We start from the raw sequence: 14,252 nt of genomic DNA, 5'->3' as shown, positions 1-14,252 counted from the left end.
GAGGAAAGAGGTCGTGGTCTACCGCGGGAGCGGCTAACCACGACCTCTTTTTTGTCCAACGACTGGCATTTATCCGTAATAAGGCGAGATCATCAGATACACGATGACGCCGGTCAGCGAGACGTACAGCCAGAGCGGCATCGTCCAGCGGACGATCCGGCGGTGCTTCTCCACCTGCATGTTGAGGCCGCGCGCCGTCGACACGAGCGCGAGCGGCACGATGACGATCGCCAGCAGGATATGCGTGATCAGGATGAAGAAGTAGACGCCCCGCAGAATGCCTGTTCCGCCGTACGACGTCGACTCCGATAGTCCATGGTAGGTGACGTACGAGATGAGGAACAGCGTGGTCGACGTGAAGGCGGCGAAGATGAACCGTTTATGCAGCTTGACGTTTTTCTTCATAATGGAATACAGCGCCGCGAGCAGGAAGACGAACGTGAAGCTGTTGAAGATCGCGTTCAGCATCGGCAGCAGGTAGATATCGAAGCCGACCTCTCCGTCGTAACCCGGCAGGAAGAATAGAATCGCGACCAGCACGTTGATGCCGATCGACAGCGCGACGATGAGCGGGGCGTAATTGCGCGTCCGGCCGGCCGGGACGTCCGGATGCGATGACTTTTTCGAAGACATGGGCGGTGCTCCTTTTCGAAGTTTGTCCTACCCCTCTACAGTAGTCGATCGCGCCCCTGCCCCGCAACCGGATCGGGCAGGGAGATCTAACAGATTTGTGGCGTCACGAGATTGACAAAAAGCGGACCGCCCGGCTATGATGGCTCACAATCCACCATTCGGAAGGGAGCGTGCCTCATGTTCGGCATTATGAATTACGAAGTGTTCCTCATCTCGTGTATGCTGCTCAATCTTATTCCCGGCGCGGATACGATGTACGTGCTGGGCCGCAGCGTCACCCAAGGCCGTAAGGCCGGCGTCTATTCCGTGTTCGGCATCGTTAGCGGCGCGCTGATTCATACGCTGTTCGTCGCATGCGGCTTGTCGGTCATTTTGATGAAATCGATGCTGGCGTTCAACGTGATCAAGCTCGCGGGCGTCGTCTATCTCGTCTATCTGGGCATCCGCATGTTCCTGGACCGGTCGTCCCCGGCGTCGATCGAGGAAGGCGGACGGCCTGGCAGTGTTCGAGGCGTCTTCATGCAGGGCATCCTGACGAGCCTCATGAATCCGAAGGTATCGCTGTTCTTCCTGGCGTTCCTGCCGCAATTCCTCGCGCCCGGCGCTTCCGGACCGGTGCCATTCCTGCTGCTCGGACTGACGTTCTGCACGACCGGCCTGCTATGGTGCCTCGTCGTCGCATACGGCTCCTCGTACATGAGTGGCTGGCTGAAGGGCAGCCCCCGCGCCGTCGGGATCATGAACAAAGTGACCGGCGTGATGTTCATCGGGCTTGGCTTGAACCTGCTGCGGACGAAGGCGCCGCAATAACGGCCGCGGTGGTCGCGTTCACCGATGGGTGATGCCGGCTAGCAGCGCCCTCCAGTGCGAATCGTTATCGTGAAAAGGGTCCGCGCACAGCGGAATCTGCAGCGCGCATACATGCGGGATGTGCCAGCCCATCGGCGTGACGGCGGAGACGGGGCCATGCTGCACGAAGAGAATGCGGAATTCGCCGCGCACCATCGCCTGCAGCGTGAGCGACAGCTCGAACAGCTCCGGATACGTGCCTTCCGCGCGAATGAAGAGTAACCGGTCCTTGGTCTGCATGTCGTCCAGCATCCGATCGGTCCGGCGTTTCATCTTGGCGCTGAACGCCGGGTAAGGCAGCAGCGGATCGGCCGTTCCCGTCCCGACGGGAAAATCGTGGTTGGACACGATACCGTAGGCGAGGTCCTTCACCAGATAACAGCCGGCGTTCGGATCGATGCCGACCACGCTTAAGTTGGACAGCTTCATAAAATGCGCGAACCGGTCGTGAAGCGCCCTGGTGACGCCCGACAGCGCCGGCGATCCCATCCAATCGATCGGCCCGGCGTTCCGCCGCAGCCCGCTGCGCGTCATTTGCACCCCCGGCAGGCAGTTGTGCCCCAGACTATAGATGGCGTCGTATACGCCCCGTATCTGTTCCAGCGTCAGCATGCCGCACCCTCCTTCAGCATTCGTATCCTATATATAATGCGAGAATCGTAGATTAGGAGACAGGCGGGAGACGGGGAGCGGGAGAAGAGGGGCGAGTGACGTCAGGCAAACGATAACGCCTTACATACGGAAAGACCGCTCCCCGCGAGCGGTCTTTTCTCATTTCCTATATCGGAAGACGCATAAGATTCCACCTGCTGATCGTAATAACGCACATTCTTCGCCATGAGGCGAACTGATACAATTAACATTGTAATTAGACAGCGCTTACATGCAATGAAAGGAGCTGATTTCGACATCGGCCCGACGGTCAGACCGACGCTTGAATACGACAATTAAAGGAGACCCGAATAATGAAGAAAAAAAGCTTGTGGCTGTGCCTCTTCGCCATGATCATCAGCCAAGTGTTCCCGCTGCTGCAGCCGACGACGTCGCTGGCGGCGGGCGGGACGAATCTCGCCCTCGGCAAAACCGTGACGGCGAGCGGCTACGCGGACGTCTACAATGCAAACAATGTCAAGGACGGCAACCAAGGCACGTACTGGGAGAGCGTCAACAACGCCTTCCCGCAGTGGGTTCAGGTCGATCTCGGCGCATCGGCCAGCATCGATCAGGTGGTGCTGAAGCTGCCGGCCGGCTGGGAGACGCGGACGCAGACGCTGGCCGTTCAAGGCAGCTCGAACGGCTCTACATTCGCCAATATCGTCGGTTCGGCGAGCTATGTCTTTAACCCGGCCGTCGCCGGCAATTCGGTGACGATCAACTTCTCCGCGGTCAGCACGCGCTATGTGCGCCTGCATTTCACGGCGAATACGGCGTGGCCGGCGGCGCAGCTGTCCGAATTCGAAATCTACGGCGCCGGCGGTACAACGCCGCCCGTCGACCCGCCGCAGGGCACGAACGTCGCGGTCGGCAAAGCGATCTCGGCATCCGGCAGCACGGGGGCGTTCGTCGCGGCGAACGCCAATGATAACAGCACGTCCACGTATTGGGAAGGCGCGGGCAATCCGAGCCAGCTGACGCTCGACCTCGGCGCGAACCACAGCATCTCGTCGATCGTGCTGAAGCTGAACCCGGATCCGGTCTGGGGATCGCGCAGCCAGACGATCCAGGTGCTCGGCCACAATCAGGACACGACGACGTTTAGCAGCCTCGTGGCGTCCCAAGCCTACGCGTTCAATCCGGCGACCGGCAACACGGTCACGATTCCGGTGACGGCGACGGTCAAGCGCTTGCAGCTGAATTTCACCGGCAACACGGGCGCGCCGGCCGGTCAAGTCGCCGAGTTCCAGGTATATGGCACGGCTGCGGCTAATCCGGATCTGACGGTTACGAGCGTGACTTGGGCGCCGGCATCCCCGTCCGAGAGCAGCGCGATTACGCTGAGCGCGGCGGTGAAGAACAACGGCTCCGCCAATGCGCCGGCGACGACGGTGAACTTCTACCTGAATAATTCGCTCGCGGGTTCGGCGCAGGTCGGCGCGCTTGCGGCCGGCGCTTCGACGACGGTAACGGCGAACATCGGCGCCAAGCCGGCCGGCACCTATTCCGTCAGCGCGAAGGTGGATGAGACGAACGCCATCATCGAGCAGAACGAGACGAACAACAGCTTGACGAACGCCTCCTCGCTCGTCGTCGGCGCGACGCCGAGCTCCGATCTGGTCGCGACGGCTTCCTGGTCGCCATCGACGCCGGTGGCGGGCAACGCGGTTGCCTTCAACGTCAACCTGAAGAACGAAGGCACGGTCGCGGCGGCTAGCGGCGCGCACGGCATTACGATCGTGCTCAAGAACGGCGCCGGCACGACGCTCCAGACGCTTACGGGCTCGTATAGCGGCGCGCTCGCAGCCGGCGCATCGGTCAACGTCGCCATTCCGGGCACGTGGACGGCGGCGAACGGCAGCTATGCGGTGACGACGACCGTCGCCGTCGACGCCAATGAGATCGCGGCGAAGCAAGCGAACAATACGAGCAATTCCACGCTCACCGTCTACTCCGCGCGCGGCGCGAGCATGCCGTATTTCCGCTACGATACCGACGACGCCACGCGCGGCGGGGCAGCCGTCCTGAAGTCCGCGCCGACGTTCGACCAGTCGCAGACCGCTTCCGAGGCATCCGGCCAGCGCTACATCGCGCTGCCGTCGAATGGTTCCTACGCGCAGTGGACGGTTAGACCCGGCCAAGGCGGAGCGGGCGTGACGATGCGCTTCACGCTGCCGGATTCGGCGGACGGCATGGGCCTCACCGGCGCGCTGGACGTCTATGTGAACGGCGCGAAGGCGAAGACGATCTCGCTGTCTTCCTACTACAGCTGGCAGTATTTCTCGAGCGACCATCCGGGCGACGCGCCATCCGCCGGCCGTCCGCTGTTCCGCTTCGACGAAGTGCACTGGAAGATGGATGCGCCGCTACAGCCGGGCGACACGATCCGCATCCAGAAGAACAATGGGGACAGCCTGGAATACGGCGTCGACTTCCTCGAGATCGAGCCGGTGCCGACGGCGATTGCCAAACCAACCGGCGCGGTGTCCGTGACGGATCACGGCGCCATCGCAGGCGACGGCCAAGACGATCTGCCGGCCTTCAAGGCAGCCGTGAACGCGGCGGTCGCTGGCGGCAAGACGCTCTATATCCCAGCGGGTACATTCCACCTGGGCGGCATGTGGGAGATCGGCTCCGTCAGCAGCAAGATCAACAACCTGACGGTAACCGGCGCGGGCATCTGGCATACGAACATCCAGTTTACGAATCCGAATGCGGCGGGCGGCGGCATCTCGCTGCGCGTCACCGGCAAGCTGGACTTCAGCAATGTCTACATGAACTCCAATCTGCGTTCCCGTTACGGGCAGCAGGCGATCTACAAAGGCTTCATGGATAACTTCGGCACGAACTCGGTCATTCGCGACGTCTGGGTCGAGCATTTCGAATGCGGCTTCTGGGTCGGGGACTACGCGCATACGCCGGCGATCTACGCGACCGGTCTCGTCATCGAGAACAGCCGGATTCGCAACAACCTGGCCGACGGCGTCAATTTCTCCCAAGGCACGAGCAACTCCACGGTCCGCAACAGCAACCTGCGCAACAACGGCGACGACGCGCTGGCCGTCTGGACCAGCAACACGAACGGCGCGCCTGCCGGCGTGGACAACACGTTCTCCTACAACACGATCGAGAACAATTGGCGCGCGGGCGGCATTGCCTTCTTCGGCGGCGGCGGCCACAAGGCGGACCACAACTATATTATCGACTGCGTAGGCGGGTCCGGCATCCGGATGAACACCGTATTCCCGGGCTACCACTTCCAGAACAACGCGGGCATCACATTCTCCGACACGACGATCATCGCCTGCGGCACGAGCCAAGACCTTTACAATGGCGAGCGCGGCGCAATCGATCTGGAGGCGTCCAACGACGCGATCAAGAACGTGACGTTCACGAACATCGACCTGATCAACACGCAGCGCGACGGCGTGCAGTTCGGCTACGGCGGCGGCTTCGAGAACATCGTGTTCAACAATCTGACGATCGATGGCACCGGGCTTGACGGCGTGACGACCTCCCGGTTCTCGGGCCCGCATAAAGGCGCGGCCATCTACACGTATACCGGCAACGGCTCCGCCACGTTCAAGAACCTGGTGACGCGCAATATCGCGTACCCGACGCTGTATTACATTCAGAGCGGATTTAACTTGACGATCCAATAGCATATCGGAATAGCAAGAGGGGCGTTCTTATGAACGTCTTTTTTGCTTTGGTGATGCGCCGTGGCGACCGGTCCAGAGGATGGTGAAAGTCAAATATCCCCGATCAATGCGCTTTTTTGAGCGAATCGTCGATTCGGTTTCCATTTTGGTCGATTCGCATACGTTTCCGTCAATCGCAACGCGCGTTTTGCCCATACCAAACAAATTCCATATCGTTCCATACTATTGGGGCTGGGCTATCGCAAACGGGAAGGGGGACCGGACGGGACATGGTTCGTCGATACACGCATAGCTATTAGAACAGGAGGAGGAAGTTCACATGAAGTAGGAGGACGGGGAACGCGAGAATGCCGGGGCGAAATTAGCCTCGGCATTTTTAGATTGGAGAGTCACTATTCCGCGGTCGCACCGCTCAGCTCGGCCCGCTTTCCGCCTCCCAATCAACCCGATTGTCGATTTCGTCACTCCCCGCCGTGCGAAATCCACATGGCATTGGCGTTTTTGCGCATATCGGAAGCGCGGCCGGACGGGGTAGTCTGAAGGCGTGGGGCAGGGCTCACGACAGACTTTATCGGAGAGGGTTGAATACAGATGAAACACGTGCTGAGAACCGGCGTTATCCTCATGTTGGCCGGATCGCTGCTCGCGGCGTGCTCGAATGGCGGCGGCGATAATGGCGGCGCCAACGGCAGCGACACGACCAACAAGCCAGCGAACGACGCATCCGCGGGCAATAATCAGGCGGCGCCCGAGGCGACGACGTACCCGATCCAGACCGACAAGACGCTGACCTATTGGAGCGAAATTAGCGCCAACTTGATCGGCCTCAAGGCGACGCACGACGAAGTCCCGTTCTTCCAGGATTGGCAGAAGAAGACCGGCGTGAAGCTGAGCTTCATCGCGCCGCCGACCGGGCAGGCGAAGGAAGCGCTGAACGTGCTGCTCGCCTCGGGCGACCTGCCGGACATGCTCGAATTCAACTTCCTCTCGTTCCCGGGCGGACCGGAGAAGGCGATCGGCGACGGCTACATTATCAAGCTGAACGACCTGATCGACAAGCATGCGCCGAACCTGAAGAAATTCCTGCAGGACAATCCCGACATCGACAAAATGGTCAAGACCGACAGCGGCAGCTACTACGCCTTCCCGTTCATCCGGGGCGACGAATATTTGCGCGTCTTCCAGGGCCCGATTCTTCGCAAAGACTGGCTCGACGAGCTCGGGCTGCCGGTGCCGGAGACGATCGACGACTGGACGACGATGCTGCGGGCGTTCAAGGAGAAGAAAGGCGCCGCCGCGCCGCTGTCCTTCGCGAGCAAGCCGCGGTTCTTCAACGAGTCCGGCAACGGGGCGTTCATCGGCGCGTTCGGCGTCAGCCGGGGCTTCTACCAGGAGGACGGCCAGGTGAAATTCGGGCCGGCCGAGCCGGGCTTCAAGGAATATCTGCGCCTGTTCCAAGGCTGGTACAAGGAAGGGCTCATCGACAAGAACGCGGCCACGGTCGATACGAAGGCGCTCGACGGCAACATCGCCTCCGGCGCGACCGGCGCGACGATCGGCAATGCGGGCGCGGGCATCGGCAAGTGGCAGCCGCTGGTGGCGGCGAACGATCCGAAGGCCGTGCTCATCGCCGCGCCGTATCCGGTGCTGAACAAAGGCGAGACGCCGAAATTCGGCCAGCGCAACCAGGCGTATTCATCCGAAGGCACCGTCGCGATCACGTCGTCGGCGAAGGACCCTGAGCTTGCGGTACGCTTGCTGGACTATGGCTACAGCGAGGAAGGCCGGATGTTCTTCAACTTCGGCACCGAGGGCGTCAGCTACAACATGGTGGACGGCTATCCGACGTACACGGACATGATCCTGAAGAATCCGGAGAAGCTCGCGCCGGCCCAAATGATCTCGACGTACGCCCGCGGCAGCTACAATGGCCCGTTCATCCAGGACAAACGGTACGCCGAGCAGTTCTTCGCCCTGCAGACGCAGCGCGACGCGATCAATGTGTGGGCGAAGACGGATGCGGCGAAATACCAGCTGCCGCCGATTACGCCGACGCCGGAGGAGAGCTCCGAGTACGCGGCCATCATGAACGACATCGATACGCTCGTGGACGAGATGACGCTCAAAATCATCCTTGGCACCGAGCCGGTCGACGCCTACGAGAGCTACTTGGACAAAATGAAGTCGCTGAACCTGGCGCGCGCCATCGAAATCCAGACCGCGGCGCTCGAGCGGTACAACAGCCGATAAGCTAGCGGAGCGTGGGGGACGAATCGGCCGAGACAACATCCCGGAATCGGCAGCTAGCCGGTTCTCCCCGACTTCCGACTTGAAAAGAGGTGAGCGCTACGACATGGCCAATCCACAAACGTTCAAACACCGATTCGTCCGGGATTTCCTGCTGAACAAATATTTGTATCTTATGATGCTGCCGGTCCTCGTCTATTACATCGTGTTCCATTACGTGCCGATGTACGGGGCGGTCATCGCATTCAAGAACTATTCGCCGATGAAAGGCATCCTCGGCAGCGATTGGGTCGGACTGAAGCATTTCGCCGACTTCTTCAACAGCTACTATTTCTGGCGCATTCTCAAGAACACGCTGCTTATCAGCCTGTATTCGCTGCTGTTCGAATTCCCGGCGCCGATCATTCTCGCGCTGCTTATTAACGAGGTGCGTAACCGGGCGTTCAAGCGCACCGTGCAGACGATCACCTACATGCCTTACTTCATCTCGCTCGTCGTCATCTGCGGCATCATCACGGATTTCACGAACGCCGACGGCCTGATTAACCGAATTTTCGTCTGGCTCGGCTATGACGGGCAGGCGATGCTGCAGAAGCCAGGGCTGTTCCGCCCGATCTATATTCTGTCGGAAATCTGGCAGCGGATCGGCTGGGAGTCGATCATCTACATCGCCGCGCTCATGAGCATCGACCAAGAGCAGTACGAGGCCGCGCGGATGGACGGTGCGAGCCGGCTCAAGCAAATCATCTACATCACGCTGCCGGGCATCATGCCGACGATCGCGATCATGCTCATTTTGCGAATGGGCAACCTGCTCAACGTCGGCTTTGAGAAAATCATTCTGCTCTATAACCCGATCACCTACGAAACGGCCGACGTCATCTCCTCCTTCGTCTACCGCAAGGGGCTGCTGGAGTTCGGCTGGAGCTACAGCTCCGCGGTCGGTTTGTTTAACTCGGTCATCAATCTCGTGCTGCTCGTCACCGCGAACGCCATCAGCCGTCGGGTGAGCAAAACCAGTCTATGGTAGGGGGGAAAGGATGCATACGCATACCGGTTTTTTCGATCGCGTCTTCGACGTCGTCATCTATGCGATTCTCACGCTGCTCGTCGTGGCGACGCTGTATCCGCTGCTCTACGTGCTGTTCGCCTCGTTCAGCGACGCCGGGCAGCTCGTCGTGAACAAAGGCATCCTCTGGAAGCCGCTCGGCTTCAGCCTGGAGGCGTACAAGAGCGTGCTCGCGAATCCGGGCATCGCCAATGGCTACCGCAATACGCTGTTCATCGTCGTCGCCGGCGTGCTCGTCAACCTCCTGATGACGTCGCTCGGCGCATACGTGCTGTCCCGCAAGAACGTCATGTGGAACAACGTCTTCATGTTTTTCATCGTGTTCACGATGTTCTTCGGCGGGGGCCTCATCCCGCTGTACCTCGTCGTGAAGGGCGTCGGCCTGCTCGATTCGCTCTGGTCGACGATCATTCCGTTCGCCGTGAGCACGTTTAACTTGATCATCATGCGCACCGCGTTCATGGGCATCCCGGATAGTCTGGAGGAATCGGCCAAAATCGACGGGGCGAACCATTTCACCATTCTGTTCCGCATCATCATCCCGCTGTCCATGCCGGTCATCGCCGTCATGATCCTCTATTATGCGGTGGACAAATGGAACGGCTGGTTCTACGCGTCGATCTTCATTAAGAGCCGGGAGCTGTTCCCGCTGCAGCTCGTGCTGCGCGAAATTCTCATCGCCAACTCGACCGACAGCATGGCGGCCGGCGCGTCGGCGAGCGACCGGTTCCAGATCGGCGAGACGATCAAATACGCGACGATCATGGTCGCCACCGTGCCGATCCTGTGCATCTACCCGTTCGTCCAGCGCTTCTTCGTGAAGGGCGTCATGGTCGGGTCGCTGAAAGGGTAGATTGAATGGCAAGCCTTCAGGTGATAGTCGCTTCCCATACACCCAGCTTCAGCCCGATCGGACACCCCCAGTGGCCCGCCCGGGCATTCCGCGTTCGCAAAAAGGGAGTCGGCTTTCGGATAAAGTGGCGATTTGATCAATCGATTTGCGACTTTTAGCTATTCCGGGAGCGGGACATAACCCGGTATAATGAAGGTCTCAAAGGCAGGCGGACGTCCAATGACGAATGGCGTTCCTTGCGCGAAATGATCGATGTCCAACTTTTTGCAACCGGGGGGATGAGCGCTTGCCGACAATTCGTTCGTTATGGCACAAACGCAAAAGCATCGTCGTCGCGTGGCTGCTGTCGTACAGCGCGGTGCTCTTCGTCCCGATTCTCATCAGTCTCGTCATCTACGGACAGGCGAGCGGCGCCCTCAAGAGCGAGATTCACCGCGCCAACGATTCGCTGCTCAAGCAGATGCGTTACACGATCGACAACCAGGTGGATCTGATGAAGCGGCTCAGCATGGAGATGTTGTGGAACGAGAAGGTGCGCCAGCTCATGTACACGAACATGCCGGCGAAGGAAATGCCGTTCGGCGCTTACGAGGTCGCCAAGGCGCTGCGATTCTACAAGACGTCGTACGCGACGATCGACGAATTTTACGTGGTGTGGAATGAAGGCGCTTCCGTGCTGCGGCCGGGCAACATTCGGGATATGAAGACGGCCTTCCGCACGGTGCACGACACGGGAGCGATGACCTTCGAACAGTGGTCGCAGGCGGTCGGGCAGCGGGGCGGCAGCCGGTTCGCCGTGCTGCCTCATCTATACGCGAAGCCCTCGCAGTCCTCGATCGCTTATATTGCCACCCTGCCGAACGATCTGAGCGGACGCGGGACAGGGACGGTCGTCGTCATGGCCGACGCGGCGAGATTCCTCGGCGGGATCGAGAGCATCTCCGGCTTCAGCGGCGGACTCCTGCTCATTCTGAACGAAGACGACAACGTCCTGCTCCAGAGCCGTCCGGACGCGCCAGAGCTTGCGCCGTTCATGGAGGGAAACCGGGTCAAGCTCGCTTCCTCGCGGATGGGGGAGTCCGAGCTGTTCACCATCGAATCGGACGTGTCGGATTTGAAGTACGCGCTTATTTTGCCGGCCGGGCTCTATTGGGAGAAGGCGGAATACGTCCGCCGGTTCACCTATATCAGCATGCTGATCAGCGTTATCGGAGCAGGCATCCTGACCTGGTTTTTCATGCGCCGCAACTACTCGCCGATCCAGGAGCTGATTCGCCTGCTCGGCGGTCGGAGCGCCGCGCCGGAGCGGGAGGATGCCAACGAGCTGCGGATGATTCAGCGCGCGATACTTCGCGCCCGCAGCGAGAAGGACGAGATCGCCAGCCAGCTGCAGAAGCATCAGCACGCGCTGCGCTCGAACATGATCAACCGGCTGCTCAAAGGCCGGATGGATACGCCCGTGCCGTACGAGGAAGCGTTCCGCTCTTTCCGCATGACGATGCTGTCCGACGAATATGCCGTCCTGTTGTTCGTGCTCGAGAACGAGGCGGAGCTGGACGCGAAGCTGCCGGGCATTGACGCGAGCGAGCGGAGAAGGCTCATTCCGTTCATTATCGCCAACGTCGTCGAGGAGCTGGCCGGTCGACACGGCCATGCGGGCTACATGGCGGAGGCGGACGATATGATGGTCTGCCTGGTCAATCTTCACCCGGATGCCCGCGATGCCGGCGCGGATCTAAGGAGCATCGCGGCCGAGGCGCAGAACTTCCTGCGGCGGTACGAGATGGAGATGACGATCTCGCTTAGCGGCGTGCATGGGGCGCTGCCGGGCATTGCCGATGCTTATCGGGAGGCGGTCGACGCGATGGAGTATAAGATGGTGCTCGGCAAGCAGGGCATCATCGCATACGAAGACATCCGGATCAGCCCGGCCGGCGGCGGACAGACGGGTTATTATTATCCGCTCGCGGTCGAGCAGCAGCTGATCAATTTCATCAAGGTTGGCGACCGGTGCCAGGCTGCCGCGTACATGGACGAGATTACGAGCCGCAACTTCGACCAGCCGCGCATGCCGCTGACGTTGGCGCGCTGTCTAATGTTCAATCTCGTCGGCACGATGGTCAAGGCGGTCAACGAGCTGGGCGAAGCGGGCGGCGGCCCGCTGGCGGACGATCCGCTGCGGATGGATCGGATTCTCGCCTGCGATACGATCCAGGAGATGCGCGTGGAGCTCCAAGCGCTGCTGCAAGATGTATGCGCTTTCGCGGAGGCGAAGCGCGCCGCCAACGTGTCGCAGGAGCGGGACGATTCGCTGCGCGACCTGACCGCCCAGGTGGCTCGTTATATCGAGGACAACTACACGGACGCGAACCTGAATGTGAACGGCATCGGCGACGCGTTCGATTTGAAGGGCAGCTACCTGTCGCGGCTGTTCAAGAACCAGACTGGCGAAGGGCTGCTCGATTACATACACAAAACCCGAATCGCCCAAGCGAAGGCGATGATCCGGGCCAAACGGGATTCAATTACGGAAATTTCGCGCATGGTGGGCTACAACGACGCCGCCACGTTCATCCGCGTGTTCAAAAAATACGAGGGCGTCACGCCGGGCAAATACAAGGAGATCTACTAGGGAAGGAGATCTGCTATGCGGGGGATCAGATGGAAGATTGCGTTCGGCTTGCCGCTGGCGGCGGCATGTCTGTCCTTGCTGCTGCTGACATCCTGCGCCGGCGGAGCCGCAACGGACCCGGGCGCTGCCTTGGTAGGCGGGGATCAAGCAGCCGAGGCGGGCGGAGAGGGAGGCGCGGCGCTGACATATTGGGCGGAGATGAACGGCAACGCGGCCGGCATCCGGTCCGACTTCAGGGACGTGCCGTTCTTTCAGGAATGGCAGAAGCAGACCGGCGTCGAGATTTCGTTCCTCCGGCCGCCCGGCAATCAATCGAAGGAGGCGATCAACGTGCTGCTCGCCTCGGGCCAGCTGCCGGACATGATCGAACACGAGTGGATCAACTACCCCGGCGGGCCGGAGAAGGCGATCCGGGATGGACATATTTTGCGGTTGAACGACCTGATTGAGCGTTACGCCCCGAATTTGCGCCGCTATCTGGCCGAGCATCCCGACATCGACAAGCAGATCCGGACGGCGGACGGCAGCTATTACGCCTTCCCGTTCGTGCAGCGGGACGAGCGGCTTCGCATCTACCAAGGCCCGATTATCCGCCAAGACTGGCTCCATGAGCTGGGGTTGCCCGTGCCGGAGACGATCGATGACTGGCATGAGGCGCTCCGGGCGTTCAAGGAGCGGAAAGGCGTGGAGGCGCCGCTGACCTTCCTCGGCGTGCCCAATCCGCTGAACGGCATCGAGAACGGCGGTTTCGTCGGCGCGTTCGGCGTCAAGAAAGGATTCTACGTCGACAATGGCCAGGTGAATTACGGGCCGCTGGAGCAGGGGTACAAGGCGTTCCTCGCGCTCTTCCGCGATTGGTATGCCGAAGGGCTGATCGACCGGAATTTCGCCGCCGTCGATTCCGTCACGCAGGATGTCAGCATGCAGACGGGGCGCAGCGGGGCCAGCATATGGAATGCCGGCGCGGGCATCGGCACCTGGCTGCCTTCGCTGCGGCAGCAGGAGCCGAACGCCAAGCTGGTCGCCGCGCCGTATCCGGTGCTGCGCAAGGGGGAGCGGCCGAAATTCGGCCAGCGGGCGCCGTCCGTCGGCGCAAGCGGCGGCGTCGCGATCGCGGCGACGAGCAAGAACGCCGAAGCGGCCGTGCGGCTGCTCGATTACGGCTACGGACCGGAAGGGCATATGCTGTTCAATTTCGGAACCGAGGGTGTAACGTACGAGATGAGGGACGGCTATCCGAGATACACGGATCTGATTCTGCGTAATCCCGACGGGTTAGCCCCTTCGCAGGCGCTGGCGTTGTACACGCGGGCGAGTTATTTCGGCCCGTTCGTGCAGGACGTCCGGTACATGGAGCAGTATTACGCGATGCCGGAGCAGCAGGAGGCGATCCGGGTGTGGGCGCGCACCGACGCGGCGGAGCATGCGCTGCCCGCCTCGCCGAAGACGGAGAAGGAGAGCGCCGAACTGGCGGCGATCATGCAGGAGGCGTCGGCGCTCGTGGACGATTTTTCGCTGAAGATCATTCTCGGGATCGAGCCGCTGGAGAAGTTCGACGCTTATGTACAAGAGCTGCATGCCCTGAACATCGGCCGAGCGATCGAGATTCACCAGCAGGCGCTGGATCGGTATAAGCAGACGGAGTAAGCAGTC

General features: G+C 60.7%; 9 protein-coding genes. 7 read left to right on the top strand and 2 right to left on the bottom strand.

The features are described from left to right. Positions 1 to 69 precede the first annotated feature (69 nt). The gene (locus tag ACFSKT_RS10320) at positions 70 to 633 is read right to left on the bottom strand and encodes a DUF420 domain-containing protein (RefSeq protein WP_377722652.1); all 564 of its coding nucleotides are present in this window, start codon (positions 631 to 633) and stop codon (positions 70 to 72) included. Between the two features lie 177 nt (positions 634 to 810). Here ACFSKT_RS10320 and ACFSKT_RS10315 point away from each other — a divergent pair, with 177 nt between their 5' ends. Beyond that, positions 811 to 1,443 (top strand): LysE family translocator, encoded by a 633-nt coding sequence (locus tag ACFSKT_RS10315; RefSeq protein ID WP_377722651.1) that lies wholly within the window; start codon positions 811 to 813, stop codon positions 1,441 to 1,443. Between the two features lie 18 nt (positions 1,444 to 1,461). Here ACFSKT_RS10315 and ACFSKT_RS10310 read toward each other — a convergent pair whose 3' ends face one another. Continuing rightward, positions 1,462 to 2,094, bottom strand: a complete 633-nt coding sequence (locus ACFSKT_RS10310; protein ID WP_377722650.1) for a DUF1796 family putative cysteine peptidase — start codon at positions 2,092 to 2,094, stop codon at positions 1,462 to 1,464. Between the two features lie 353 nt (positions 2,095 to 2,447). Here ACFSKT_RS10310 and ACFSKT_RS10305 point away from each other — a divergent pair, with 353 nt between their 5' ends. The 6 genes from ACFSKT_RS10305 to ACFSKT_RS10280 all read left to right on the top strand — a co-directional run bounded on the left by ACFSKT_RS10305 (position 2,448) and on the right by ACFSKT_RS10280 (position 14,246). After that, a complete protein-coding gene (locus tag ACFSKT_RS10305) occupies positions 2,448 to 5,798 on the top strand; it encodes a galactose-binding domain-containing protein (protein WP_377722649.1) in 3,351 nt (1,116 codons plus the stop codon). A gap of 591 nt (positions 5,799 to 6,389) precedes the next feature. Next, on the top strand, positions 6,390 to 8,048 hold the full coding sequence (locus tag ACFSKT_RS10300) for an extracellular solute-binding protein (RefSeq protein ID WP_377722648.1): 1,659 nt from the start codon (positions 6,390 to 6,392) through the stop codon (positions 8,046 to 8,048). Between the two features lie 103 nt (positions 8,049 to 8,151). Continuing rightward, positions 8,152 to 9,075, top strand: coding sequence for an ABC transporter permease (locus tag ACFSKT_RS10295; protein WP_377722647.1), 924 nt, complete (start codon positions 8,152 to 8,154; stop codon positions 9,073 to 9,075). A 10-nt stretch (positions 9,076 to 9,085) separates the two neighbouring features. Continuing rightward, positions 9,086 to 9,967 (top strand): carbohydrate ABC transporter permease, encoded by an 882-nt coding sequence (locus ACFSKT_RS10290; RefSeq protein WP_377722646.1) that lies wholly within the window; start codon positions 9,086 to 9,088, stop codon positions 9,965 to 9,967. 286 nt (positions 9,968 to 10,253) lie between these two features. Continuing rightward, a complete protein-coding gene (locus tag ACFSKT_RS10285; RefSeq protein ID WP_377722645.1) occupies positions 10,254 to 12,599 on the top strand; it encodes a helix-turn-helix domain-containing protein in 2,346 nt (781 codons plus the stop codon). 15 nt (positions 12,600 to 12,614) lie between these two features. Further along, on the top strand, positions 12,615 to 14,246 hold the full coding sequence (locus ACFSKT_RS10280) for an extracellular solute-binding protein (protein ID WP_377722644.1): 1,632 nt from the start codon (positions 12,615 to 12,617) through the stop codon (positions 14,244 to 14,246). The last annotated feature ends 6 nt before the right edge of the window (positions 14,247 to 14,252 follow it).

Origin of the sequence: Paenibacillus xanthanilyticus (assembly GCF_042682185.1) — a bacterium.
Taxonomy (GTDB): Bacteria; Bacillota; Bacilli; order Paenibacillales; family Paenibacillaceae; genus Paenibacillus_Z; species Paenibacillus_Z xanthanilyticus.
Note: the sequence above shows the minus strand (reverse complement) of the source record. Positions and strands in the feature narration are given on the sequence as shown.